The sequence below is a fragment of the Nitratireductor sp. WH36-1 genome (genome assembly GCF_058725515.1).
In genome coordinates this window covers 2,763,955-2,788,703 of sequence record NZ_CM178970.1, presented here as the reverse complement: position 1 = coordinate 2,788,703, position 24,749 = coordinate 2,763,955, and the positions used below count along the sequence as shown (strand labels likewise).

21 protein-coding genes are annotated in these 24,749 nt (G+C 62.6%); 11 read left to right on the top strand and 10 right to left on the bottom strand.

The features are described from left to right. Together AC4PTT_RS13330 and AC4PTT_RS13325 are read left to right on the top strand one after the other, a co-directional pair. On the top strand, positions 1-1,179 hold the full coding sequence (locus AC4PTT_RS13330) for a mandelate racemase/muconate lactonizing enzyme family protein (protein ID WP_113154857.1): 1,179 nt from the start codon (positions 1-3) through the stop codon (positions 1,177-1,179). 4 nt (positions 1,180-1,183) lie between these two features. Continuing rightward, positions 1,184-1,897, top strand: a complete 714-nt coding sequence (locus AC4PTT_RS13325) for an arylmalonate decarboxylase (RefSeq protein ID WP_492161390.1) — start codon at positions 1,184-1,186, stop codon at positions 1,895-1,897. 86 nt (positions 1,898-1,983) lie between these two features. On the opposite strand, the gene AC4PTT_RS13320 is transcribed toward AC4PTT_RS13325, so the two are convergent. Continuing rightward, positions 1,984-3,156 carry a cystathionine beta-lyase gene (locus AC4PTT_RS13320; protein ID WP_492161389.1) on the bottom strand — a complete coding sequence of 391 codons (1,173 nt, stop codon included), beginning with the start codon at positions 3,154-3,156 and terminating at the stop codon, positions 1,984-1,986. Positions 3,157-3,503: 347 nt separating this feature from the next. Here AC4PTT_RS13320 and AC4PTT_RS13315 point away from each other — a divergent pair, with 347 nt between their 5' ends. The 4 genes from AC4PTT_RS13315 (at position 3,504) to AC4PTT_RS13300 (ending at position 7,895) form a co-directional block, all read left to right on the top strand. Next, positions 3,504-4,532 (top strand): amino acid ABC transporter substrate-binding protein, encoded by a 1,029-nt coding sequence (locus tag AC4PTT_RS13315; protein WP_113154860.1) that lies wholly within the window; start codon positions 3,504-3,506, stop codon positions 4,530-4,532. Positions 4,533-4,609: 77 nt separating this feature from the next. Further along, complete coding sequence (locus AC4PTT_RS13310; protein WP_283799387.1) at positions 4,610-5,800, top strand: amino acid ABC transporter permease; 1,191 nt, start codon at positions 4,610-4,612, stop codon at positions 5,798-5,800. A 1-nt stretch (position 5,801) separates the two neighbouring features. Then, entirely contained in the window at positions 5,802-6,959 is a 1,158-nt protein-coding gene (locus tag AC4PTT_RS13305; protein WP_206546725.1) for an amino acid ABC transporter permease, read from the top strand. Between the two features lie 132 nt (positions 6,960-7,091). Further along, on the top strand, positions 7,092-7,895 hold the full coding sequence (locus tag AC4PTT_RS13300; RefSeq protein WP_113154863.1) for an amino acid ABC transporter ATP-binding protein: 804 nt from the start codon (positions 7,092-7,094) through the stop codon (positions 7,893-7,895). Between the two features lie 115 nt (positions 7,896-8,010). On the opposite strand, the gene AC4PTT_RS13295 is transcribed toward AC4PTT_RS13300, so the two are convergent. Beyond that, positions 8,011-9,231, bottom strand: a complete 1,221-nt coding sequence (locus AC4PTT_RS13295; RefSeq protein ID WP_492161388.1) for an FAD-dependent monooxygenase — start codon at positions 9,229-9,231, stop codon at positions 8,011-8,013. A gap of 15 nt (positions 9,232-9,246) precedes the next feature. Continuing rightward, positions 9,247-9,489, bottom strand: coding sequence for a zinc-finger domain-containing protein (locus AC4PTT_RS13290; RefSeq protein WP_113156251.1), 243 nt, complete (start codon positions 9,487-9,489; stop codon positions 9,247-9,249). Between the two features lie 168 nt (positions 9,490-9,657). On the opposite strand from AC4PTT_RS13290, the gene AC4PTT_RS13285 reads away from it, so the two are divergent. Both AC4PTT_RS13285 and ppx read left to right on the top strand, forming a co-directional pair. Continuing rightward, positions 9,658-11,877, top strand: a complete 2,220-nt coding sequence (locus AC4PTT_RS13285) for an RNA degradosome polyphosphate kinase (RefSeq protein WP_206546723.1) — start codon at positions 9,658-9,660, stop codon at positions 11,875-11,877. Positions 11,878-11,890: 13 nt separating this feature from the next. After that, a complete protein-coding gene (gene ppx / locus AC4PTT_RS13280; protein WP_206993548.1) occupies positions 11,891-13,408 on the top strand; it encodes an exopolyphosphatase in 1,518 nt (505 codons plus the stop codon). 131 nt (positions 13,409-13,539) lie between these two features. On the opposite strand, the gene rnd is transcribed toward ppx, so the two are convergent. The 5 genes from rnd to AC4PTT_RS13255 all read right to left on the bottom strand — a co-directional run bounded on the left by rnd (position 13,540) and on the right by AC4PTT_RS13255 (position 19,100). Next, complete coding sequence (gene rnd / locus AC4PTT_RS13275; RefSeq protein ID WP_206549211.1) at positions 13,540-14,721, bottom strand: ribonuclease D; 1,182 nt, start codon at positions 14,719-14,721, stop codon at positions 13,540-13,542. 56 nt (positions 14,722-14,777) lie between these two features. Beyond that, a complete protein-coding gene (locus AC4PTT_RS13270) occupies positions 14,778-16,022 on the bottom strand; it encodes an MFS transporter (RefSeq protein ID WP_206546742.1) in 1,245 nt (414 codons plus the stop codon). 150 nt (positions 16,023-16,172) lie between these two features. Beyond that, positions 16,173-16,859 carry an ABC transporter ATP-binding protein gene (locus tag AC4PTT_RS13265; protein WP_113154868.1) on the bottom strand — a complete coding sequence of 229 codons (687 nt, stop codon included), beginning with the start codon at positions 16,857-16,859 and terminating at the stop codon, positions 16,173-16,175. Further along, a complete protein-coding gene (locus tag AC4PTT_RS13260; RefSeq protein WP_206546720.1) occupies positions 16,856-18,097 on the bottom strand; it encodes an ABC transporter permease in 1,242 nt (413 codons plus the stop codon). Before AC4PTT_RS13260 ends, AC4PTT_RS13265 begins: the two co-directional genes overlap by 4 nt. Before the next feature lies 1 nt (position 18,098). After that, entirely contained in the window at positions 18,099-19,100 is a 1,002-nt protein-coding gene (locus AC4PTT_RS13255) for an efflux RND transporter periplasmic adaptor subunit (protein WP_492161387.1), read from the bottom strand. A gap of 244 nt (positions 19,101-19,344) precedes the next feature. On the opposite strand from AC4PTT_RS13255, the gene AC4PTT_RS13250 reads away from it, so the two are divergent. Further along, positions 19,345-19,899, top strand: a complete 555-nt coding sequence (locus tag AC4PTT_RS13250) for a TetR/AcrR family transcriptional regulator (RefSeq protein WP_492161386.1) — start codon at positions 19,345-19,347, stop codon at positions 19,897-19,899. On the opposite strand, the gene AC4PTT_RS13245 is transcribed toward AC4PTT_RS13250, so the two are convergent. Beyond that, positions 19,896-20,222 carry a hypothetical protein gene (locus AC4PTT_RS13245; RefSeq protein WP_492161385.1) on the bottom strand — a complete coding sequence of 109 codons (327 nt, stop codon included), beginning with the start codon at positions 20,220-20,222 and terminating at the stop codon, positions 19,896-19,898. The two genes, AC4PTT_RS13250 and AC4PTT_RS13245, sit on opposite strands and share 4 nt — an antisense overlap. Before the next feature lie 292 nt (positions 20,223-20,514). On the opposite strand from AC4PTT_RS13245, the gene aspS reads away from it, so the two are divergent. Beyond that, positions 20,515-22,302 (top strand): aspartate--tRNA ligase, encoded by a 1,788-nt coding sequence (gene aspS, locus AC4PTT_RS13240; RefSeq protein WP_162742288.1) that lies wholly within the window; start codon positions 20,515-20,517, stop codon positions 22,300-22,302. Between the two features lie 168 nt (positions 22,303-22,470). On the opposite strand, the gene AC4PTT_RS13235 is transcribed toward aspS, so the two are convergent. Beyond that, positions 22,471-23,664, bottom strand: coding sequence for an aq_1923 C-terminal domain (locus AC4PTT_RS13235; RefSeq protein ID WP_492161384.1), 1,194 nt, complete (start codon positions 23,662-23,664; stop codon positions 22,471-22,473). A gap of 175 nt (positions 23,665-23,839) precedes the next feature. Between AC4PTT_RS13235 and AC4PTT_RS13230 the strand changes: the two genes are divergently transcribed. Then, positions 23,840-24,706, top strand: coding sequence for an alpha/beta hydrolase (locus AC4PTT_RS13230; protein WP_113154875.1), 867 nt, complete (start codon positions 23,840-23,842; stop codon positions 24,704-24,706). Positions 24,707-24,749 lie beyond the last annotated feature (43 nt).

The following is a 24,749-nucleotide window of genomic DNA, read 5'->3' as shown; positions in this document are numbered from 1 at the left end:
ATGTTGCAGTCGCCTTCGGCACAAGCGCGCGCCATCACGCGCATCCAGAGCTACGCTCTCAACATACCAGCCGAGATCACGGCGGCGGGCGTGACCCGCAGTCTCGATCTCTCCGCCGTGGTCTGTACGGTGGAAACCGCCGATGGCCATGTGGGGCACGGTTTTACCGCCATCACCGAGGAACGCACCGTCGCCGAGGCCATTCGCGAAGTGGCGGCGCCCGCGCTGGAGGGCATGGACCCGCTGGCGACGGAGGCGATCTGGGAAAAGCTCTTCTGGCTCATGAGCCCGCGCGGCCAGACTGGCTATGCAGCGCATGCGATCTCCGCCGTCGACACGGCGCTGTGGGATCTGAAGGGAAAGATCCTCGGCCAGCCGGTGTGGCGGCTTCTGGGCGGCGCGCGCCGGGACGTGCCGGTCTATGTGACCTGCGGCTTCAATTTCCTCAGCATCGACCAGCTGGTGCAATCGGCGCAGTTCTGGGTGGATGCCGGCTTCAAGCGTCTCAAGATGACGGTGGCGCCCGAGGCGACCCGCCGCCGCGATGTGATCGACGTTGCCGAAATGATTGCGGAGGATGCGCGCCGGGTGGCCGCAGTGCGTGAGGCGGTCGGGCCGGAAGTGCAGCTTTTCATCGACGCAAACTGCAATCTCGATCCGCACAGCGCGTTCAAACTGGCGCAGGCGGTTGCGCCCTACAGGGTCGACTTCTTCGAGGAGCCGCTTTTGAAAAACGACATCGGCTGGCTTGCGGATCTGCGCCGGCGCTGCCCGGTGCCGCTGGCAGGCGGGCAGAATGAAGGGCTTTCCTACCGTTTCCGCGATCTGCTGGTCGAGAAATGCGTCGATGTCTTGCAGCCGAATGTGGTGATCGGCGGTGGTTTTACGCAGGCCCAGAAAATCGCGGCGATGGCCGACGCCTTCGCAACGCCCATCGCCAATGGCGGTGGCTGGCCGTTCCACAATGCGCATCTGCATGCCGGTGTGTCGAATGGCGGGCTGGTCGAGTATCACGTGCCGGCGGTCAATGTGTGCGAGAAGATCTTCACCGGGCTGCAGAAGCCGGAACGCGGCAGGATGAGCCTTTCGGAACGCCCGGGCCTCGGCTTCGATCTGAACATGGAGGCCGTCGAGGCGTTCGCTGCGAGACCGTCGGCTGCCGGTCATGGCAAGGGGTGAGGGGATGGGCGGCAAACCGGTAATCGGCATGATCGTTCCACCGGCGGCGGGCGCTGTGCCGCCGGAACCTCTGGCGCTTTATGCGGGACGGGCTGATTTCATCGCCGAGGGGCTGGCGCTGAAGGCGCTCTCGCCGGAAGGCTATGATGCGGTGATCGAGCGGGTGGAGGAATTGTCCGCGCGTCTGGCGGAGCGGGGCGCGCAGGCAATTTCGCTGATGGGCACATCGCTGAGCTTTTATCGTGGCGCTGCATTCAATGCGGAGCTGATCGCGACGATGGAGAAAGCGTCGGGATTGCCCGCAACAACGATGACCGACAGCGTGCTCGAAGCGCTTGCGGCCCTTGGCGTGCGCCGGCTCGCGGTGGCGACTGCTTATCGCAGCGCCGTCAATGACCGCCTGAGGGCCTATCTGGAGGCCGCCGGATTCGAGGTGACGGTTCTGTGCTCACTCGACATCGAGGATGTGGACGCGATTGCATCCGTGACCAGTGAAACGCTGATCGATCTGGGAGCGGAAACCTGCCGGGCGGCGAAAGACGCAGAGGCGCTCTTCATTTCATGTGGCGGTCTGCAAACGCTTCCGGTGACGGAGCCGATCGAGCAGCGTTGTGGCCTGCCGGTCGTCTCGAGCGCTCTGGCCGGGGCCTGGGGCGCGATGGGGCTTCTTGGCCTTGACCGGCGCGCCGACGGGGCCGGGCGTCTGTTCCAGACCTAGCCTGTCGCAGAAACGAAAACCGCCCGCGAGGCTCGACCACGCGGGCGGTTTGCAGTCTGAAAAGGCCTGTGCCCAGGGTCCTGACTCTAGAGTGCGTTCACCGCTTCAAGGGCGCGGGCGAGGTCGGCCTGCAGGTCCTCGACATCCTCGAGCCCGATCTGCAGGCGCATGACCGGGCCTTCCTTGGGCGCATGCGCCACGGTGCGGTCGTTGAGCTGCACATGCACGGCGAGGCTCTCATAGCCGCCCCATGAATAGCCGAGACCGAAATATTGCAGCGCGTCGAGGAAGGCATGGGCTTCCTTCTCGCCCCCGCCATCGAGCACGATGGAGAACAGGCCGCTCGCGCCGGTGAAGTCGCGCTTCCAGATTTCATGGCCCGGATGCGAATCGAGGCCCGGATGCAGCACGCGCGCCACGCCTTTCTGGCCTTCCAGCCAGCGGGCGAGCGTGAGCGCGCTTTTCTGGTGGCGTTCAAGGCGCACGCCCATGGTGCGCAGGCCGCGCAGCACCTGATAGACATCGTCGGGCGCAGCGCACATGCCGAGCGCCCCATGCGTGTCCAGAAGCTGCTCCCAGCAGGCTTCATTGGCCGAAACCGTGCCGAGCAGAATATCCGAATGGCCGCCCGGATATTTGGTCGCTGCCTGGATCGAAATATCGACGCCGTGATCGAGCGGACGGAAGAAGAGGGGGGTGGCCCAGGTGTTGTCCATCATGACGATGGCGCCACCCTTGTGCGCTGCCTCGACGATTGCCGGGATGTCCTGCATCTCGAACGTGCCGGAGCCGGGCGCTTCCGTCAGAACCACCTTGGTGTTCGACTGCATGACCGAAGTGATGTCGGCCCCCAGATGCGGATCGTAATAGGTGACCTCCACGCCAAGCCGCGCCAGCATCGTGTCGGCGAAATAGCGGGTCGGGTGATAGACCGAATCGACAATCAGCACATGGTCGCCCGCCGAAAGGAAGGCGAGCATGGGTACCGTTACGGCCGCAAGCCCCGTGGGCACGATGACGGTTCCGGCAGACCCTTCAAGCTCATTTATGGCCGCTGCAAGCGCGTCGCTCGTCGGGGTGCCGCGGGTTCCGTAGGTGTATTTCTGGTTCCGCGTCGCCATGGTGTGTGCGTCGGGGAAGAGCACGGTGGAGGCGTGCACCACCGGCGGATTGACGAAGCCGTGGAAGTCGCGCGGATTGTTGCCCATATGGGCAAGGCGCGTGTTGTCTCCGACTTTAGTATTAGTCTTGTCGTTCATGGAACCCTGTCGCTTGATTGTCTGCGGCGCTTGCCGGAAGGCCAGGAGCGTTGAAATGCCCCGGAAAAGGCGGGCGGATGGAACGCGATTGTGCGCTGCACGTCAACCGCAAACGGGCGTCTCCTTTGCTTCTGGAACAAGCCTCTTTCACACTTGACCCAAAAGAATTTATCGCATTCGATGGCTGCAGTGCGTGGGAGAGGAAGCGCGTGTCCGTTCGCCTTTTGGGTATTGAAGCTCCACTTCTGGAGTATGCTGCCCGAAGAGCCCGGTGGTCGGCATTCGCCTGCTTCCGCACTGAAAAGTGTCAGGGGATAAGCCCAAAAACAGAAAAAGGGTTCTGAATCATGAAGAAATTAGTCAAAGCGTTGCTCGGCTCTGCCGTGGTCGCAGTCATGGCCGCGCCGGCTTCTGCCGCTACGCTCGACGATGTGAAGGCGAAGGGCCATGTGCAGTGCGGTGTGAACACCGGTCTGATCGGCTTCAGCGCGCCCGATGATGATGGCAACTGGACCGGCCTCGATGTCGATTTCTGCCGTGCGCTGGCTGCGGCCATCTTCGACGATCCGGACGCCGTTCAGTTCTCGCCGCTCTCCGCAAAGGACCGCTTCACCGCGCTCCAGTCGGGTGAGGTGGACGTTCTTTCGCGCAACACGACCTGGACCATCAGCCGCGACACCGCGCTGGGTCTCAACTTTGCCGGCGTCACCTATTATGACGGTCAGGGGTTCATGGTGAACGCCAAGAACCTGCCCGACATCAAGTCCGCGCTGCAGCTTTCCGGCGCGACGGTCTGCGTGCAGGCCGGCACCACGACGGAGCTGAACCTCGCCGACTACTTCAAGGCCAACAACATGGAATACAATCCTGTTGTGTTCGAGAAGTTCGAAGAGGTGAATTCGGCCTATGACGCAGGGCGCTGCGACGTCTACACGACCGACCAGTCGGGCCTCTATGCCGTGCGCCTGAACCTGGCCAGCCCGGGTGATCACATCGTGCTTCCGGAGATCATCTCCAAGGAGCCGCTTGGCCCGGCAGTGCGCCATGGCGACGACCAGTGGCTCGACATCGTCAAGTGGACCTATTACGCGCTCGTCAATGCGGAAGAGCTGGGCGTGAACAAGGACAATCTCGAAGAGAAGATGCAGTCCGACAATCCGGAACTGCGTCGTCTTCTGGGCACCGAAGAAGGTGGCAAGCTCGGCACGGATCTTGGCCTGACGAACGACTTCGCTGTCCGGATCGTCAAGCATGTCGGCAACTATGGCGACATCTTCGAGCGCAATGTTGGTGCGGAAAGCCCGCTCAAGATTTCGCGCGGCATCAACGCCCTTTGGACCAAGGGTGGCCTCCAGTACGGCATGCCGATCCGCTGATCGCAGATCGGATTCCGTCAACATAATGCGTGAAAGGCGGTACGCACCGCCTTTCACCATTCCTGGTGAGGATAGCCATGGCCACCCAGCACTCAACTGCGGAGGGCGCGGCGCCTCGTGTGCCGCTGCTCTATGATCCGCGCGTTCGAGGAATTGCCTATCAAGTCCTGGTGTTCGTCGGCCTGTTTGCCCTGGTCTACTGGATCGTCGGCAACACGACAGCCAATCTTCAACGCGCCAACATCGCTTCCGGTTTCGATTTCCTCAAGGGACGCGCCGGCTTCGATATCGGCGATAGCCTGATCGAGTATTCTTCCGATTCCACTTATGGCCGCGCGCTGTTCGTCGGCTTTCTCAACACGCTGCGTGTTGCGATTGTGGGCATCATTACAGCGACCGTGATCGGTTTCATCATCGGTATCGGACGTCTTTCGAAAAACTGGCTGATCAACCGGATCTGCCTCGTCTATGTCGAGGTTTTCCGCAACATTCCGCCGCTTCTCGTCATCTTCTTCTGGTATTTTGGCGTTCTTTCGGTGCTGCCGCTGCCGCGTGAGAGCATCGACCTGCCGCTCGGATCCTACATCAACGCACGTGGTCTTTTCGTGCCTGCCTTCCAGTGGGGGCCGGGCGCATGGCTCGTTCTTGTGGCTTTCGCGGCGGCGCTTGTCACGATCTTCTTCATGCGCCGCTGGGCGTACAAGAAACAGATGGCAACCGGCGAGCAGTTTCCGGTGCTCTGGACGAGTGTCGGCCTGATCATCGGGCTTCCGGCGCTGGCGTTCATCGTCACCGGTTTCCCGCTGAGCTTCGAGTTCCCCCAGCTCTCGACCTTCAATCTGCGTGGCGGCATGCAGATAAGGCCTGAGTTCCTGTCGCTCTATCTGGCGCTCTCGTTCTACACCGCAGCTTTCATTGCGGAGATCGTGCGCGCCGGTGTGGTCGGCGTGAACCGGGGGCAAAGCGAGGCGTCGCATGCGCTGGGCCTGCGCTCGGGCCAGACAATGCGGCTGGTCATCATTCCGCAGGCGCTGAGGATCATCATCCCGCCGCTCACGAGCCAGTATCTCAACCTGACGAAGAACTCTTCGCTGGCGGTGGCCATCGGCTATCCGGATCTGGTTGCAACGGGCGGTACCACGCTCAACCAGACAGGTCAGGCCATCGAGGTCGTCGCGATCTGGCTGATTGTCTATCTCGGGCTCAGTCTGGGAACGGCAGGTCTGATGAACTGGTACAATGCGCGCATGGCGCTGGTGGAGCGGTAAGATGCAAGAACACGATCTTTCCTTCGTCCGCGCCGAAATGGTCGCGAACCAGCCACCCCCCGCCTCCAATCAGGGGGTGGGCTCGTGGCTGCGCAAGAACCTGTTCGCCAACCCCGTTGACACGATTTTCACGCTCATCGGCATCATCCTGGTCCTGTTGATCGTGCCACCGATCATCCAGTGGGCGTTCATCAACGCACAATGGACGGGTTCGGACCGTTCCGTCTGCGCCACGGTGGCGCAGGGCGGCGTCCAGCCGGATGGCTGGAAGGGGGCCTGCTGGGCGTTTGTCGACGCCAAGTTCAAGCAGTTCATGTTCGGCCGCTATCCGGTGGATGAACGCTGGCGCGTTTATCTGACGGGCGCGATCTTCATCTCGCTCCTGACGCCCCTTCTGCTTCCCAGCGTGCCGCGCAAGGGGCTGAATGCGCTGCTGCTTTTCGTGGCGTTCCCGATTGTGGGCTTCTTCCTGCTTTCGGGCGGCATCTTCGGGCTGACGCCCGTGCCGACGCCGCTGTGGGGCGGGCTTCTGGTGACGCTGGTGCTGGCCTATGTGGGCATCGCCGTTTCCTTCCCGCTCGGCATTCTGCTGGCGCTCGGGCGACGGTCGAAAATGCCGGTTGTGAAGCTTGTCTGCGTGGTCTTCATCGAGACCATTCGCGGCGTGCCGCTGATCACCATCCTGTTCATGGCGAGTGTCATGCTGCCGCTCTTCCTGCCGCCGGGCACCTCGTTCGACAAGCTGCTTCGCGCACTGGTCGGCGTGGCGCTGTTTGCTTCCGCCTATATGGCCGAGGTGATCCGCGGTGGCCTGCAGGCAATCCCGAAAGGGCAGTATGAAGGTGCGGATGCGCTGGGTCTCAGCTTCTGGAAGAAGATGAACCTCGTCGTTCTTCCACAGGCGATCAAGCTGGTCATTCCCGGCATCGTCAACACGTTCATCGGCCTGTTCAAGGATACGAGCCTGGTCTACATCATCGGCATGTTCGACCTTCTGGGGGCGGTGCGTCAGAACTTCTCGGATGCGAACTGGGCGTCGCCCCAGACGCCGATTACCGGTCTGGTATTTGCCGGTTTCGTGTTCTGGCTGTTCTGCTTCGGCATGTCGCGCTACTCTATCTTTATGGAACGCCGGCTCGATACCGGTCACAAACGCTAGAGAGCAATTCCGGGAAAAGCGGGAACCGGTTTCCCGTCCGGAATTGCGCAAGGACCAATAAATTGGAGCGTTTTCGCGATTCAATGAAAAGCGGAAACGCTCTGGGCCGAGAGCCAAGGGGAATTGAAAAAAATGGCATCAGAAAACGCCGTTAAAGCAGACGAGCTCCATGCTGACCGGAGCAAGATGCAGATCTCCGATACCGACGTCGCAATCGATATTGTGGGCATGCACAAATGGTATGGCGATTTCCACGTTCTCAAGGACATCAATCTGCGCGTCATGCGCGGTGAGCGCATCGTCGTGTGCGGTCCTTCTGGGTCTGGCAAGTCGACCATGATCCGCTGCATCAACCGTCTGGAGGAGCATCAGAAGGGCAAGATCGTCGTGGACGGTATCGAGCTCACCAACGATCTGAAAAAGATCGATGAGGTGCGGCGCGAAGTCGGCATGGTGTTCCAGCACTTCAACCTGTTTCCGCATCTGACCATTCTGGAAAACTGCACGCTCGCCCCGATCTGGGTGCGCAAGACGCCCAAAAAAGAGGCCGAGGCGACCGCGATGCACTTTCTGGAGCGGGTCAAGATCCCGGAACAGGCGAACAAGTATCCGGGCCAGCTTTCGGGCGGTCAGCAGCAGCGCGTGGCGATTGCCCGCGCGCTGTGCATGAACCCGCGCATCATGCTGTTCGATGAGCCGACCTCAGCACTTGATCCCGAGATGATCAAGGAGGTGCTCGACACCATGGTCGATCTCGCCGAAGAAGGCATGACGATGATCTGCGTGACCCACGAAATGGGCTTTGCCCGTCAGGTGGCGAACCGCGTGATCTTCATGGATCAGGGGCAGATCGTCGAGCAGAACACCCCGGCGGAGTTCTTCGACAACCCGCAGCACGAGCGCACAAAACTGTTCCTGTCGCAGATCCTGCACTGACCGAAGGCGCTCCGGCGCAGACACCAAACGCCGCGTTTCCTCACGGGAGCGCGGCGTTTTGCATTTTGGGGGATGAACCGGGAAGAGAGCGGCGGGCAGGGGCTGTCAGCCCGCCTCAGCTTTCAGGAGCCGCTTCTGCGTCGAAACCGTAGAGCCAGTCGAAATCCGCCATCAGCGCTTCCTGGCTGCGTGTCTTGAGCACGGCATCGCGCACAAGCGCCACGGGACCGCTGGCGTGCCAGGTGAAGCGGTTGAACGCGCCGCGTAGGGCGACGCGGCTCACGCGCGGTTTGCGCTGCGCCTCATAGGCCGCAAGCGCCACAGAAGGCGCATCGCGGTGCTTCGCGACAAGATTGGCAAGCACGGTCGCATCTTCAATCGCCATGCCGGCGCCCTGCGCCGCAAAGGGCGGCACCGCATGGGCGGCATCACCGATCAATGCGAGGCCCTCGGGCTTTGTCCAGGCATCGGCCGGGTCCACCTGATGGATGGGCCAGACGGTCCAGGAGGCATGTCTGCTGGCGGCCAGCCGGGCAAGGGCGGGATTGGCGCTGGCGAGCGTCTTTTTCAGCGGCGCGTCGTCAGCATCCTGCGCCCAGGCGTTGAGCGGCACTTCGCCCGGCACAATCGCAACCAGATTGATCGCCCTGCCGCCACTGATCGGATAGGCGACCAGATGGAATTTCGGGTGCATGAATGCCGTAACCCGGTCAGGCTGGATCGCACCGTCGCCGGCAGCCAGCGCCTCTTCGACGGGGACTGTCGCGCGCCAGGCGACGTAACCGGTAAAGCGGCTGCGCACGGCGGTGCGGGCGAGGCGACGCAGATGCGACCAGACCCCGTCTGCCGCGATCAGGAGGGGCGTGTGCACCTCTTCGCTTTCGCCGTCCCGCAGGATCTGAAGGCGTGGACGACCGGCGTGGAAATCGGCTTTCTCGGCCAGCGCGCCGGTGACGATCTCGATCAGCGGTTGCTGGCGCGCACGGTTCAGAAGGGCTGCCTGCAGATCGGCGCGGTGCACCACAAGATAAGGTGCGCCCCAGCGGGCCTGTGCGGCCGCACCGAGCGGAACATGGGTGAGGGGGGCGAGTGTCGCAGCCTTCTTGAGAACGACGGCCTGCGGCTCCACGGCCGAAGCGCGCAGTTCCTCGAGCACACCCAGCCTGTCGAGCAGGCGGGTCGCGTTGGGCGAAAGCTGAAGGCCGGCCCCCACTTCGTGGAGTTCCGGCGCACGCTCATAGATGCGCGAAGCAAGACCATGCCGCGCCAGGGCAAGTGCTGCCGTCAGCCCGGCAACGCCGGCGCCGACGATGATTGCTGCTGGTTCGTCCGTCATCGGCCTGCGGGCCGATCAGGCCGCTTCGTCGTAAATGCAGCCCTCGGGCTTCGTGTCCGTCGCCTTCAGCGCCGGATTGTAGCGGTAAAGCGTCGAGCAATAGGGGCAGACCCGCTCGTTCTCATCGCCCATGTCGATGAACACATGCGGATGATCGAAGGGCGGATTCGCACCGACGCACATGAATTCCTTCACGCCGATTTCGATTGCCTGGTGTCCGTTGGTGTTCTGGAAATGGGGAATGGCTGATCCGGCCATCATCTTCTCCCGCTTGGAATGCGTTGGAAAGTCGCTTGCGTTTGTAGCATAAACTGCGTCTTTGCAAGCCTCTGATATGAAACTGTCATAAAACCATGTCACGAGGTACACTGGGCCACCAGTAGACAACGGCCCGTGCTGTGGAAATCAAGGGGCGCAGGCAGGATCATGAACCAGTTGAAGCCGGTCACGAAAGAATTCTCCGTTGATGGCGGACCGACTGGGCAGATCGCCGCCGTGGGGCCGGACCGTTTCGTCAATCGCGAATTCTCCTGGCTGCAGTTCAATCGCCGTGTTCTCGGCGAGGCGCAGAACGAAAACCATCCGCTGCTCGAGCGGCTGCGTTTCCTGTCGATCTCGGCCGACAATCTCGATGAGTTCTTCATGGTGCGCGTCGCCGGTCTTGCCGGTCAGGTGCGCGAGCACATCGCCACGCGCAGCGCCGATGGCCGCACGCCGGAAGAGCAGCTTGAGCATGTGCTGCGCGAGGTGGCCGGACTGCAGAACGACCAGCACGCAAGCCTGAATGCACTGCTTGACCTTCTGCGCAAGGAAGGCATTGAGCTGGTGCGCGCCGATGCGCTGAACCCAGTCGACATGCAATGGCTGGAAGATCACTTCATGGAAGCGATTTTCCCGGTTCTGACGCCGCTTTCCATCGACCCGGCGCACCCGTTCCCGTTCATCCCGAATCTCGGCTTCTCCATTGCGCTCGAACTCCAGCATGAGGGCGAACTGGAGCCGATGACGGCGCTTCTGCGCCTGCCGGTGGCGCTCAAGCGCTTCATCCAGCTTCCGGTGCACAATGGCACGGTGCGTTTCATCACGCTGGAAGATGTGGTCAACCTTTTCATCGGCAAGCTGTTCCCGCGTTACAAGGTTATCGGTTCGGGCACGTTCCGCCTCATTCGCGACAGCGATATCGAGGTGGAGGAAGAGGCCGAGGATCTGGTGCGCCTCTTCGAATCGGCGCTCAAGCGCCGCCGCCGCGGCTCGGTGATCCGCATTGAGTTCGACGACGAGATGCCCGAAGGCCTGCGCGACTTCGTCGCCAGCGAGCTGGGCGTTGCCGAAAACCGCATCACGGTTCTGGAACGGCCGCTGGCGATCAACCAGATTTCCGAGATCGTGAAAGTGCCGCGCGAAGACCTGCTCTTCTCGCCCTACAATCCGCGTTTCCCGGAGCGCATTCGCGAGCATAATGGCGACTGTTTCGCCGCCATCCGCGAGAAGGACCTTATCGTCCACCACCCGTATGAATCCTTCGATGTCGTGGTGCAATTCCTGCGCCAGGCCTCGCTCGACCCGGAAGTGGTGGCCATCAAGCAGACGCTTTACCGCACCTCCAATGACAGCCCCATCGTGCGGGCGCTCATCGAGGCGTCGGAGGCCGGCAAGTCGGTCACGGCGCTGGTGGAGTTAAAAGCCCGCTTCGACGAGGAAGCAAACATCCGCTGGGCGCGCGATCTGGAGCGTGCCGGCGTGCAGGTCGTGTTCGGCTTCCTCGAACTGAAAACCCACGCCAAGATGTCGCTCGTGGTGCGCCGCGAGGAAGGCAAGCTGCGCAACTACTGCCATCTGGGCACGGGCAACTATCACCCGATCACCGCGCGCATCTATACGGATCTGTCCTATTTTACGGATGATCCGGAAATCGCGCGCGACGTGGCGCAGGTGTTCAATTTCATCACCGGCTACGCCGAGCCCGATGGCGAAATGCGCATTGCCGTGTCGCCATTCTCGCTGCGCAACCGATTACTGGACCACATTCAGGCAGAGATCGAGCATGCCCGGTCGGGCCGTCCGGCGCAGATCTGGATGAAGATGAACTCTCTGGTTGATCCGCTGGTGATCGATGCGCTCTATGAAGCAGGGCAGGCGGGTGTCGAGGTGGATCTCGTGGTGCGCGGCATTTGCTGCCTGCGCCCGCAGGTGCCGGGGCTGTCCGAGCGCATTCGCGTTAAATCCATTGTCGGCCGCTTTCTGGAGCACAGCCGGATCTACTGTTTCGGCAACGGCCACGGCCTGCCGTCGGATGAGGCGATCGTCTACATCTCGTCCGCCGACATCATGCCCCGCAATCTGGATCGGCGGGTAGAAACCATGGTGCCGATCACCAACCCCACCGTGCATGAGCAGGTCATCGGGCAAATTATGCTCGGAAACATCATGGACAATCAGCAAAGCTTTGAAGTATTGCCGGATGGAACTTCGCGGCGCATTATGCCCGACGAGGGAGAAGAACCGTTCAACGCTCAGGAATATTTCATGACGAATCCGAGCCTATCCGGTCGCGGCAATGCCTTGAAGTCCCATGCGCCGAAGCGGATCACCGCTTTCAGAAAGCGCAGGAAAGCGGACGTCGGGCCCGGTTCACCAACGGACTGACGAGCGCTTACTCTTGGGCATAGCTAATTCTCAGGGCCGGCTTCAGGACCGGCGTCCCGTTTCGGTCATCGATATCGGGTCAAACTCGATTCGCCTCGTGATCTATGAGGGAATCGCGCGCTCTCCGAGTGTGTTGTTCAACGAAAAAATGCTTGCCGGCCTCGGCAAGAGCATCGTCACGACCGGGGAACTGGATCCCGAAGGCGTGACAAGGGCTGTTGGCGAATTCCGCCGTTTTCGCGCGCTGTCCGAGCAGGCCGGCGCGCAGTCTCTCCATGTGCTCGCCACCGCGGCTGCGCGTGAGGCGAAGAACGGTCCGGACTTCATTCATCGGGCCGAAGAAATCCTGGGCACGGACATTCGCGTGCTCACGGGCCGCGAAGAGGCGAAATACTCCGCCTACGGCATCATGTCTGGCTTCCACAAGCCAAGCGGCATTGTCGGCGATCTGGGCGGCGGCAGTCTCGAACTGGTGGATGTCGAGGGCTATGACCTGGAAGACGGCATCACATTGCCGCTGGGCGGCCTCCGGCTCAAGGAGATGTCCGACAACTCCGTCGCCAAAGCGGCGCGTATCGCCCGCGATGAACTGGCCCGCGCCCCGTGGATGAAAGACGGGGCCGGGCGACCCTTCTACTGCGTGGGCGGAACCTGGCGAAATCTCGCCCGCCTGCACATGCTGGAGACCGGCTATCCGCTCGAGGTGATGCACCACTATGAGATGGACATCGAGCAGTCGGTCGATTTCCTTAAACGCGTTGCCGGCGGTGTGGACCGTTTTGCCGGCATCAGCCACATCTCCAAGAACCGCCGCGCGCTTCTGCCTTATGGCGCAACGGTGTTGCAGGAGATCATCCGGTCCTCAGAGCCCTCAAAGATCGTTTTCTCCGCGCTCGGCGTGCGCGAGGGGTATCTCTATTCGCTGCTCGAAAAGGAAGACCGCAAGCGCGATCCGCTGCTTTCGGCGGCCGAGGAACTGGCGGTGCTGCGCTCGCGCTCTGTCACCCATGCACGGGAGCTCGCGGAGTGGAGCGGACCGGCGATGAAGGCGCTCGGCATCGAAGAAACCGAGGAAGAGGCGCGCTACCGCAGGGCCGCCTGTCTTCTGGCCGATATTGGGTGGCGGGCGCACCCCGAATATCGCGGCACGCAGTCGCTGAACATCATCGCCCACGGCTCCTTCATCGGCATCGATCATCCGGGCCGGGCCTTCATCGCGCTCGCCAATCTGTTCCGGCATGAGGGGCTGTTTGACGATGCGCTGTCACCGCGCATGCGCCAGCTTGCAACGCCGCTTTATGTGGAGCGTGCGCGCATTCTGGGCGGCCTGCTGCGGGTGGTCTATCTGCTCACGGCCTCGATGCCGGGCATCATGCCCAAGCTGAAATGGGAAAAGCGCGATGACGGCACAACCGTGCTTCTCATTCCGCATTCGCACAGGGCGCTGATGGGTGAGCGCCCGGTCGGCCGCATGGCGCATCTGGCCAGGGTGACGGGGCTCAAGCTCGCGCTGGAAGTGGCCGAAAGCTAGAGTTTTTGCAGTCAGACGGTTTCTTCTGAAACCCGCATAAATTCGGAAAATCAAAAAGATAGAGCGGAGAGCTGAATCAACTCTCCGCTCGCAATATTCCTTGGGACAGGACGTCTGTTGAGGTGCCTGGACTATTCAGCCGGTTCGCGCTGAGCGCCCGCCGCAGGCTCGAATATCTCGATCTTGCGCCTGTTGAAGCGCAGGGCGAGTTCGCCGCGCACCAGTTTCAGTGCTTCATCGCCGAACACTTCGCGCCGCCAGCCGGACATGGCCGGAACGTCGGCATCCTCGCCGTCAGCGGCAATGCGGTCGATATCATCGCTGGAGGCCAGCATCTTGGCGGCAACGCCCTGACGGTCGGCGACAAGCTTCAGGAAGACCTTTAAGAGCTCTGCTGCGGCTGCGGCGCCTTCCGGCGCCTGCGGTGGGCGCGGCAGGCGGGGAAGCTCTTCCTTCGGCAGCGCCATGGCCTTGGCGACCGCGCCCAGAAGACCGGCGGCAGCGCCCGAGCGCTCCCAGCCTCTGGGGATCGTGCGAAGCCGGCCGAGTGCTTCCGCATCACGCGGCTGCTGCTGTGCCACTTCGTAGAGCGCATCGTCCTTCACGACACGGCCGCGCGGCACATTGCGTTCGCGCGCTTCGCGTTCGCGCCAGGCCGCAACGTGCTGGAGAATGGCCAGCTCGATGGGTTTCTTGACGCGCAGCTTCAGGCGACGCCAGGCGTCGTCCGGATGCGGATCGTAGGTCTCGCGGGCGGTCAATACGGCCATCTCCTCATTGAGCCAGTGGGCGCGGCCCTCGCGCTCCAGCTGCCCCTTGAGGTGCTGATAGACATCGATCAGGTGCGTGACGTCGGCCAGCGCATAGCTGAGCTGCTTGTCGGAGAGGGGGCGTCGACGCCAATCGGTGAAGCGCGACGACTTGTCGATGCGCGCACCGGTGATCTTGGCGACGAGCTGATCGTAGGAAACGCTGTCGCCGAAACCGCAGACGGATGCCGCCACCTGCGTGTCGAACAGCGGGTGCGGGATCAGCTTGCCCAGATGGTAGACGATCTCCACATCCTGACGCGCGGCGTGGAACACCTTGACGATGTTCTCGTTGGCCATCAGCTCGAAGAAGGGTTTCAGATCCAGCCCGTCGGCAAGCGGATCCACCAGCGCCGTGACACCGGGTGCGGCCATCTGGATCAGGCAAAGCTCTGGCCAGAAAGTCGATTCGCGAATGAATTCGGTGTCGACGGTGACGAAATCGGACTGCTTGAGCGCGGTGATCGCGGCTTCGAGGTCTTTTTGCGTAGTAATCAGCTGCATTCTGCTTCTTTAGGTCATGCGGAGGAAAAAGGAAAGAAAACGCTGTGCAACACGGCTTATCCGTCGTTCGCAGGGCGGGAGTTCCGGCTGCGCCGGGCCATGCGCATGAAAACGGGCGAGGTGCGCAGAAGCGCTGCAAAGCGCGGGCGATGCGCTCTCGGCACGGCTGGGCGGGCGCGCATCCGGTAGATCGTGACGGCGATGAGAACCGCATAGATGAGGGCGGTATAGGCAAAAAGCGCATGCGGGCCGAAACGCTGCATGAGAAGCGAGGCGAGCAGGGGGCCTGCCATGGCCCCGACCGAATAGAAGAAGAGCAGTCCGGCTGCCAGCTGCACGAACTGGTCCTTCTTGGCGTGATCGTTGGCATGGGCCACGGACAGCGAATAGAGCGACATGGCGAACGCGCCGAACAGGAAGACGAGCAGCATGTTCGCCGTGCGGTCATCGCCCGCAAACCAGACGATGATGAGCGCGGAGATCAGCGCGCCAATGGTGGTGCCCAGCAGGATCTGCCGCCGGTCGCGCCGGTCTGAGAGCGCACCCAGCGGATATTGCATCACCGCGCCGCCGATGATGCCCGCGCTCATGAAAGTGGCGATCTCCGACACGCTCAGGCCGATGGACTGGCCGTAAATCGGGCCGACGATGCGGAAGGCGCTGTTGGTGAGACCGACGGAAAGGCAGCCAAAGGCGGCAAGGGGCGAGATGCGCCAGACGGCCGGCAGGTTCAGGCTGAACTCGGCCGGGGGCTTGGGGTTGGAGCGGTCGGCCATGGAGACCGGCACCAGCGAAAGGGTGATCATCATGGCCATCACCGCGAAGACCGTGAACCCCTCGATGCCGAGCGCGGGAAGCATGTATTGCGAGCCGGTCACAGCACCGATGTCGATGATGCGATAAACGGCCAGAAGGCGGGCGCGGTTGCTGTTGCTCGCAGCCGAGTTGAGCCAGCTCTCGATGGTGGTGAAAAGGCTCGAAAAGCAGATCCCCGAGAGAAAACGTATGGCGATCCACGCGATGGGATCGACGAACAGAATGAGAAGCAGGGAGCCTGCCGCTCCCATCGCCGCGAGCGCCGCAAAGGCGCGGATATGGCCGACGGCCCGCAACAGGCGCGGCACGCACAGGCAGCCAATCAGAAACCCGGCGAAATAGGCGCTGCCCATAAGGCCGATCAGCGTTTCGGAAAAGCCTTCTTCCGCTCCGCGCAGCGCGATCAAAGTGCCCTGAAGCCCGTTGCCCGCCAGCAGGATGCCTGCAGCGATGAGAAGCGGGATCAGCGGGCGAAGGCTGGACATGGCGGAAGGCCCGGTATTGGCGGCGCGGCCGGTCGCGCCCTTCATGATCGAGCTATAGGCCGGGCTGTACCAATTCTCTTGAGCCAGGCGGGTGGGCCGATCATCCCAGCCGCCTCATTCGCGTCAAACGTCGCCGTGTGTCGTCGGGCGTCAGTCGTCGTCGGCGTCCGCCAGCATGCCGTCCACCAGATGGATGCGCCGGTCCATGCGCGCCGCCATGTCCAGATCGTGTGTCACAGCCACGACCGTCTTGCCGCGCTCGGAAACGAGGTCGCGCAGGGTCTGGAACACCTGTTCGGAGCTTTTCGAATCGAGGCTGCCTGTCGGTTCGTCGGCGAAAACCATGGGCGGGTCATTGGCGAGCGCCCGGGCGACGGCGACACGCTGCCGCTGGCCGCCGGAGAGCTGGTAGGGTTTCTTGTCGCAATGATCGGCGAGGCCGAGCATGGCAAGCAGATCGCCGGCGCGGTCGCGCATCTGCCGCCGCGAGAGCCTGCCGAGCTTGCGCATCGGGATCTCGACATTCTGACGGGCGGTGAACTCGGGCAGAAGGAAGTGGAACTGGAAGACGAAACCGAGCATCTCCAGCCGTGTACGGGCAAGCTCGGCATCGTTCATGGGGCCGGTGTCGCGGCCCTCGATGGTGAGCGTGCCGCTGGTTGGCCGGTCGAGCAGGCCAAGCAGATAGAGAAGCGAGGATTTGCCAGAGCCGGAGGGGCCGGTAATGGCCACGAATTCGCGCTCGGCAACGGTTAGTGAGACATCCCTGACCAGTGTGACCGGGATGGTTTCCGGCAGGATGCGGGTCAGATTGCGGGCTTCCAGAAGCGCGGTCATGAGGCCCCCCGAATGATGTCGACCGGATGAAGCCTTGCCGCCTTGCGCGCTGGCAGATAGCCGGCAATCGCTGCCGAGCCCAGCGCGAAGGCCGAGGCGATGGCATAGTGCAGGGCGCTCCAGGCTATCGGCAGTTCGGTCATCTCCTGGCCGCCGGCATCGAGTTCGAAACGGATTGAGGAGAGGGCGTAGGTGAGGGCAAAGCCCAGAACCCAGCCCAGAATGGAGCCGGCAGCGCCAATGGCGATGCCCTCGATCACGAACATGCGCTGCATGTCGCTGCGGCTGAAGCCGAGGGATTTCATGATGGCGATGTCGCGCGCCTTCTCATGGGTGATGGTGGAGACGATGTTGAAGATGCCGAAACCGGCCACCAGCAGGATTGCCGCCACCACCGCATACATGATGACATTGCGCACCACGAAAGCCTCCATGATGGCCTCGTTCGCCTCCTGCCAGGAAACGGCCTTGTAGCCGAGTTCCGCCTCAATGCGCTGGGCGGCTGTGGTGGCAGCGTAGGGATCGCGCAGTTTGATGCGAATGTCGTTGATGGCGTTGGTCCGCTCGGAAAGGATCTGCGCATTCTTCAGGAGGAGATAGGCCTCGCCCTCGTCGCGGGCCGTGGTGCCGGTGTGAAACAGGCCGGTGATGCGGAAATTGCGCGTCAGGCCCGAAGATGAAACCGCCGTGACCGTGTCGCCGAGATCCGCCCCCAGCTTGTCGGCCATGCGGTCGCCCATGACGATGTTGTTGCCGCCTTCGGACAGGGTGGCGAAACTGCCACGGGTGAAATCCTCGACAATGGGCGAGATGGTGCGTTCCGTTTCCGGTTCGACCCCGACAAGGGCGGCGCCCGCCTCGCGGCCCTGATAGCGCACCACGCCCTGTGTTCTGAGGCTCTGCGCGACATTGCCGGGCACCCAGCCTTCCAGCCAGGCCAGCGCCGCAGTGGGGTTGATGATGCCGCGCCGGTCGTCGGGCGGGCGCAGGCCGGATATCGCGGCCGCATCGAACGCATCTTCGGCCGGCTGGCGGCGGGCGCTGCGGCGCTCGTCGGTGATCTGCACATGCGGCATGGTGTCGATGAGCTGTTCGACGAAATCGTCCTGGCCACCCTGCATGAGCGCCGCCATGGCGATGGAAAAGCCGACACCGACCGCCACACCGATCACCGCCACGAGCGTCTGTCGCCCGCGACCGACGATGTGGGTCATCGCGATGTCGAGGATGAGGCGCATGTTATTCGGCCTCTATGACGACGGGCGTTCCGTCTTCCAGCGTGTCGGGGTAGGGGGTGATGATCTGCGCCCCGGCATCGAGGCCGGAGAGGATCTCGATCCGCTCGGTCCCGCGAATGCCGGTCTCGACCGTCACCCGCTTCGCTGCGTCATTCTCGACGACGAAAAGCTCATTGCCATGGAGCGTCAGCGCCGGCACGAGAAGCGTGTCCTTCACCACGCGGGTGATGATGTTGGCGTCGACGGACATGCCGATCATGAGCGGCGTGTCGTCCGGCAGGGCGAGGCGCACGCGATAGGTGCGGGTAACGGGATCGCCCTTGGGGGTGATGCTGTCGACTATCGCTTCCAGTTCGCGGCCTGGAAAGGCGTCAGAGCGGATCAGCACGTCCTGATCGGGCTCGATGCTCGGAATATCCTCCTCATTGACCTCGGCCACCACAATGCGCGGCGTCAGCCGTCCGACCCAGAACAGGACATGGCCGGGCTCGGCAATCTCGCCGATTTCCACGTCCTGACGCAGAACCATGCCGTTGCTTGGTGCGCGCAGCGTGTAGTCCTCAAGACGCGCGGTCTGGCCGGCGATCAGCGCTTCCACCTGACTCACTTCCGCGCTGGCGCGTTCCAGCGCCGTCACGCTGGTGACATTGCGTTCCACGAGCAGGGTCAGCCGGTCGCGCTCATCCACCGCCAGCTTGTAGCGGGCCTTCAGTTCGGTGAGGATGGCTTCGGCTTCGGTGGCGTCGAGCCGCGCCAGAATGTCGCCGGTCTCAACGCGCTCGCCCTCGCAATTGCAGACTTCGACGATGCGTTCGCGCACCAGCGAGGTTACCTTGGCCCAGTTGCGCGGCTCCACCACGCCGGAAGCGAACACGATGTCGGCGGCGCTGCCCCTTTCAGGACCGGTCACTGCGACAGGGGCGGGCTGGTTGTGATACCAGAAAGCCGCACCGGCAGCCGCGGCAAGCAGAATGGCTGCTAGAAAGAGGCGGAGGAATGTCACGTCGTTCTCCCTGACAGCCGCAGGAGGCGGCAAAATAAATACGATGCATATCTGTATCGAAATTATTTCGGTCGTACAATTGCCTTTCTCATGCTGAGAGAGGCTTCGCTTTGATCTGACGCAACGATGGAGAAGAACCCTGTCCGGCGACACGCAAAATTCGCAGGGTAAGGCACGCGGCCCGGGCCGCCCCCGCGATCCGCAGACCGACGCGGCCATACTCGATGCCGCGCTCGGGCTTTTCGTGGCCAACGGGCTCGATGGCGCGAGTTTTGAGAAGATCGCGCGCGAGGCCGGTGTAACCCGCGCCACCATCTATCGGCGCTGGTCGACGCGCGAAACGCTGATTGCCGATGCGCTGGGGCGGCTGAAGGAAAATGCCGAGCAGGATTTTGGCGAATGGCGGGCGCTGCCACTCGAGACGCTGGTCGGCATGATGATCGATTACGGGCCGAAGGGATGGGTGGAGCACGATGCGCGTCGGCTTCTCGCCCGCATCATCGGTTCCGTGCCGGATGCGCCCGACCTGCTCGGCGTCTTCTGGGAGGTTTATCTCGCGCCACGCCGCGCCGCCTTCAATGTGATCGTGGAGCGCGCACGCGATGAAGGCGCGCTGCCGGCCGACACGGATGTGGACATGTTTCAGGACATGTTCAGCGGCGCACTGATGTATGAGCTTCTCTTGAAGCCCGGGGCGAAGACGGAGGAGGGGCTGCGAAGCTACTTCATCCGCCTTCTCAATGAACTCGGCCTGGGCGATGCAGTCGCCCGCCATCTGGCGAACGCACAAAGTGCTTAAAGCGCACCCTCATTCACCATCGACATGACCTCGGAGACGATGCCGCGCGACACCAGACAGCGCCATGGCGCGCGATTGGGGCCGACGCCGACCATGACCAGCGTGTTCGCTTCGGAGAATTCCGAGCTCAGCACCGTCACCGTGTTGTTGGTCTGTTGAGCCACGGCGGCGAGGCAGGCCTGCTCGTCCTGCGGGCTGCCGGTGCGCACGGCCGCAGCCGTGCTGCCCGACATTGATGTGCTTTCGGATTGTGTCGTCTGGTTGCATCCGGCGAGCCCGGCAGCCAGTGCTGCGAGCGCGGCTACTCTTTGGAGTGCGTGCATTGTCCCGGTCCCTTCATCGCTTGTTGTTGAAGTCTCTCCTCAAGGACACGGGGGCAAGTGTCGCATGGGGGCAGGGGACCGGCAATTCCTGCATTCGTAGGATGCAGGCTCCGGCGGGGAAGCTGAATGGCGCGGGCGGCAGAGGTTTTACGGGCGGGTTTTTGGCCGGCGCAGTGCCCGCGCGGGCGCGACACCTTGACAAATCGCACCTCCCATGCGCTTTTCCCGCCGACCTTCTGGCCCTTTTTCCACGGGGCCTGAGCAAGAATTCCAAGACACGGATGATATGACCATGCATCGCTACCGCAGCCATTCCTGCGCCCAACTGAGAAAATCCGATGTCGGCGCCAATGTGCGCCTGTCCGGCTGGGTCCATCGTGTGCGCGACCATGGCGGCCTGCTGTTCATCGACCTGCGCGACCATTACGGCATCACCCAGATCGTCGCCGATCCCGATTCTCCGTCTTTCCAGGTGGCCGAGACCGTGCGTGGCGAGTGGGTCATTCGCGTCGACGGCGAGGTGAAGGCCCGCACGGACGAGACCATCAACGCGAATCTTCCCACCGGTGAAGTCGAAATCTTCGCCCGTGAGATCGAGATTCTGTCCTCGGCCAAGGAACTGCCACTGCCGGTGTTCGGCGAGCCGGACTATCCGGAAGACATCCGCCTCAAATACCGCTTCCTCGACCTGCGCCGCGAAACGCTGCACAGGAACATCGTGCAGCGCACGAAGATCATCGCCGAGATGCGTCGCGCCATGGGCGAGGTCGGCTTCACCGAATATTCGACGCCGATCCTGACGGCATCCTCGCCGGAAGGCGCGCGCGACTTCCTCGTGCCGTCGCGTCTGCACGAGGGCCAGTTCTACGCGCTGCCGCAGGCGCCGCAGCAGTACAAGCAGCTCATCATGATGTCGGGCTTCGACCGCTATTTCCAGATCGCGCCGTGCTTCCGCGATGAGGACCCGCGCGCCGACCGCCTGCCGGGCGAGTTCTACCAGCTCGACCTGGAAATGAGCTTCGTCGAGCAGGAAGATGTGTTCCAGACGATGGAGCCCGTCATGCGCGGCATCTTCGAGACGTTTGCCAATGGCAAGCCGGTCACGGATGTCTTCCCGCGCATTCCCTACGACGAGGCCATGCGCAAATATGGTTCCGACAAGCCGGACCTGCGCAACCCCATCGAGATGGAAGACGTTTCCGAGCATTTCCGCGGATCGGGCTTCAAGGTGTTCGCCAACATTCTGGCCAATGACGAAAAGGCCGAAGTTTGGGCCATTCCGGCCAAGACCGGCGGCAGCCGCGCTTTCTGCGACCGCATGAACTCCTGGGCGCAGGGCGAGGGCCAGCCGGGTCTGGGCTACATCTTCTGGCGCAAGGAAGGCGAGGGCCTTGAAGGCGCTGGTCCGATTGCCAAGAACATCGGCCCGGAGCGCACCGAGGCGATCCGCACCCAGCTTGGTCTGGAAGACGGTGACGCCTGCTTCTTCGCCGCTGGCGATCCGCGCAAGTTCGCCGGCTTTGCGGGTGCTGCGCGTACGCGCGCCGGTGAGGAGCTCGATCTGGTCGACCGCGAGCGTTTCGCCCTTGCATGGATCGTGGATTTCCCCTTCTACGAATGGAACGAAGACGAGGACAAGCTCGACTTCGGCCACAACCCCTTCACCATGCCGCAGGGCGGCCTTGAAGGGCTTGAAGGCGATGACCCGCTGTCGCTCAAGGCCTGGCAGTACGACCTCGTCTGCAACGGCTTCGAGATCGCATCGGGCGGCATCCGCAACCATCTGCCGGAAGTCATGGTCAAGGCGTTCGAGAAGGTCGGTTTCGATCAGCAGGAAGTGGAGGAGCGCTTTGGCGGTCTCTACCGAGCGTTCCAGTATGGCGCACCGCCCCATGGCGGCATGGCCGCCGGCATCGACCGCATCGTGATGCTGCTTCTTGGCGCGAAGAACCTGCGTGAGATCACCATGTTCCCGATGAACCAGCAGGCGCAGGATCTCCTGATGGGCGCGCCTTCCGAGGCAACGCCGGCGCAGCTGCGCGAGCTGAACCTGCGTCTCGCTCCGGTCAAGAAGGACTGACCCGCAGGGCGCAAAGCCGCGCCATCCAGACATTTTGAGAACGGCCTCGCCTGAACGGGCGGGGCCGTTTTCGTTTCCGCCCTGCTTCGGCTACAGGCACAAAAAAGCCAGGCAGCTTGCGCTGCCTGACCCGTTGGAGCGCCGATGCGCCAGGCGGTGAGACGCCTCTTACTGGTTCGCCAGAACCTGCAGGCCAACCTGCCTGGCGAGTGCTTCCGGTGAGCCCATGGCGGTGCCCATCAGAACGGCGAACGGCATCGGCTCTTCCGGCGCGATGCTGATCGTGAGGTTGCGCGGGTCATCAAGATAGGTGGTGACCGCTTTCGCGAGGCTCTGGGTCAGGTCCGGGCCGAGATACTGGCCGGCCATGAGCGGCACGATGGCCTTTGCCTGATTGGCCACGTCCTCCGGCTTGACGCCCTGCTGCGCGGCCACATAGGCGATCAGCTTGCCGGTCAGCGATGCATCGGAAAAGCGGATGGACGCGCCATGCAGGTTGAGCTGCTGCATGAGGCCGAGCATTGCGAGGCCCTGTGCCTGCTGCTGCTCTTCCGTGCCGTTCTCCATCTTCTCCTGCATTTCCTGCAGTGTGCGCAGGAATTCCGGCGTGTAGCCGCTGATGTCGGCGGTGATGGCCAGTGTGCCGGCATTGTCGAGCTTCAGGTCGTAGCGGCTGACCTGCATGCGGCCGTCGTCCAGCGTCCAGCTGCCAGCCATGTCGACGCGGCCGGAAAGCTGTTCGTAGCCATATTCCTTGAGCTGCTCGTGGGCTTCCCTGCTGTCGGTGAGTTTCGACAGATCAAGCGAGAAGCTTTCTGCCGAGCCCTCGAACGACATTTTGTTGGCGCCGTCGCCGAGATCCGTGTCGGCCACCAGATTGCCGAGCGTGAAGATCGGTTCATCGCCATTCTTGCCCACGCGGGCGCTTTCCAGCGCGAAGCGGCGATACTGCATCAGGCCGCCATAGGGAGCGTCTTCCGCTTCCTTGGGCAGAATCAGCCCCTCGATGGACACGCCCTTCAGTGCGATGTCGAAATCATCCTCGGATTGCTGGAAATCATCAACGGCGACGCGGCCGATCTCGTAGACGGTGTCGGTTTCGCTGACGTCTTCAAGAACCAGATCGCCAAGGTTCGCCTTTTTGTCGACGTCGGCGACACCGAACGACGCGCCCTCAAGCACAATCGAATCACCATCCTTGCGTGCGGCGGTCCATTCCGCCTCGACGCCCTGATCGCCGAGCAGCGTCTTGTAGCGCGCGGCAACCTCATCCGCTTCCCAGGCCTGGGCGGACTGCAGCGCCGTGGCCGAAAGCAGGGCGGCGAGCGAGAGGGTCTTCAGCTTGGTTGCATGGCTGAGCATGGGCAATTTCCTTAAAGTAACGTAAGATAACGGTTATCTGCTGGCATGGAGGCCGAGAATTACGGTCGGAGGATGGCCTTTGGGTAAACCTGTGTCAATTTTCACAGGCCAGTATTGCGTGTTATCCATGACGCTATGGTTGCTGAACCCTTGGAAAACGGGAGAGAGGTTGGGAATGCGGGCATTCGGGCATTTTGGGGCGAGCGCCTTTCTTTTGATTCTCTTCTCGTTCGCAGCGCAGGCGGTGGAGCTGCATGAAGGCATTACCTACCGCAGTGGTCTGAAACTCGACATTCACGCACCCGACACGCCCGGCCGGACCTCCCAGGCCGGCGTGGTGCGCATGAACCTGTTCTCCTTCGGCAGCCCCAAGGTTCCCGTGGTGATCTACGCCCATGGCGGCGGCTGGGTGAAGGGCTCGCGCAAGAAGGTCTATTCGCTTCCCGAATGGCTCACCCAGCGCGGCTACATGCTGGTCGCCATCGATTATCGAAAAGTGCCGCAGACCACCATTGACGGACAGGTCAACGATCTGTCGGCAGCCATCTCCTGGGTGCGCTCCAACATCTCGCGCTATGGCGGCGATCCATCGCGCATCGTGCTCATGGGCCATTCGGCCGGCGCGCATCTGGTGGCGATGGCGGCGGCGCGCAATGTCGCCGGCGATGTGCGCGGTGTGATTCCCAACGACGTGCAGGCCTATGACATGGTGGCCTATGCCGGCATGCGCGGTTCGCTCGGCTATCCCTATATCAATGCCTTCGGCTCGGACCCGAACGACTGGGTGCGCTGGTCTCCGGTCACCTATGCGCGCCGCGGCTCGGGCTTCCCACCGCATCTCTTCCTTCACTCGGGTTCCAATGGCGAAAGGCGCAGGGCGCTGACCAATGGTTACGCCAATCTGCTCAAGGCGCGCGGGGCGCGGGCGGCGGTTTTCGACGGCGGGCGCTACACGCACGGGTCGATAGCGCGCAAGCTGGGCGGTCAGGGCGATCCGGCGACGGTGACGATCGAGCGCTTCCTGGCACAGGTCACGCGCTGACATACACGTGAAGCAGGTCGCTGTGCATGCATAAGGACGATCT

Excerpts from the sequence above, each read along its gene's own strand:
- AC4PTT_RS13330 (WP_113154857.1), top strand. The coding sequence starts at position 1 with ATGTTGCAGTCGCCTTCGGCACAAGCGCGCGCCATCACGCGCATCCAG.
- AC4PTT_RS13325 (WP_492161390.1), top strand. The coding sequence starts at position 1,184 with ATGGGCGGCAAACCGGTAATCGGCATGATCGTTCCACCGGCGGCGGGC.
- AC4PTT_RS13320 (WP_492161389.1), bottom strand. The coding sequence starts at position 3,156 with ATGAACGACAAGACTAATACTAAAGTCGGAGACAACACGCGCCTTGCC.
- AC4PTT_RS13315 (WP_113154860.1), top strand. The coding sequence starts at position 3,504 with ATGAAGAAATTAGTCAAAGCGTTGCTCGGCTCTGCCGTGGTCGCAGTC.
- AC4PTT_RS13310 (WP_283799387.1), top strand. The coding sequence starts at position 4,610 with ATGGCCACCCAGCACTCAACTGCGGAGGGCGCGGCGCCTCGTGTGCCG.
- AC4PTT_RS13305 (WP_206546725.1), top strand. The coding sequence starts at position 5,802 with ATGCAAGAACACGATCTTTCCTTCGTCCGCGCCGAAATGGTCGCGAAC.
- AC4PTT_RS13300 (WP_113154863.1), top strand. The coding sequence starts at position 7,092 with ATGGCATCAGAAAACGCCGTTAAAGCAGACGAGCTCCATGCTGACCGG.
- AC4PTT_RS13295 (WP_492161388.1), bottom strand. The coding sequence starts at position 9,231 with ATGACGGACGAACCAGCAGCAATCATCGTCGGCGCCGGCGTTGCCGGG.
- AC4PTT_RS13290 (WP_113156251.1), bottom strand. The coding sequence starts at position 9,489 with ATGGCCGGATCAGCCATTCCCCATTTCCAGAACACCAACGGACACCAG.
- AC4PTT_RS13285 (WP_206546723.1), top strand. The coding sequence starts at position 9,658 with ATGAACCAGTTGAAGCCGGTCACGAAAGAATTCTCCGTTGATGGCGGA.
- rnd (WP_206549211.1), bottom strand. The coding sequence starts at position 14,721 with ATGCAGCTGATTACTACGCAAAAAGACCTCGAAGCCGCGATCACCGCG.
- AC4PTT_RS13270 (WP_206546742.1), bottom strand. The coding sequence starts at position 16,022 with ATGTCCAGCCTTCGCCCGCTGATCCCGCTTCTCATCGCTGCAGGCATC.
- AC4PTT_RS13265 (WP_113154868.1), bottom strand. The coding sequence starts at position 16,859 with ATGACCGCGCTTCTGGAAGCCCGCAATCTGACCCGCATCCTGCCGGAA.
- AC4PTT_RS13260 (WP_206546720.1), bottom strand. The coding sequence starts at position 18,097 with ATGCGCCTCATCCTCGACATCGCGATGACCCACATCGTCGGTCGCGGG.
- AC4PTT_RS13245 (WP_492161385.1), bottom strand. The coding sequence starts at position 20,222 with ATGCACGCACTCCAAAGAGTAGCCGCGCTCGCAGCACTGGCTGCCGGG.
- aspS (WP_162742288.1), top strand. The coding sequence starts at position 20,515 with ATGCATCGCTACCGCAGCCATTCCTGCGCCCAACTGAGAAAATCCGAT.
- AC4PTT_RS13235 (WP_492161384.1), bottom strand. The coding sequence starts at position 23,664 with ATGCTCAGCCATGCAACCAAGCTGAAGACCCTCTCGCTCGCCGCCCTG.
- AC4PTT_RS13230 (WP_113154875.1), top strand. The coding sequence starts at position 23,840 with ATGCGGGCATTCGGGCATTTTGGGGCGAGCGCCTTTCTTTTGATTCTC.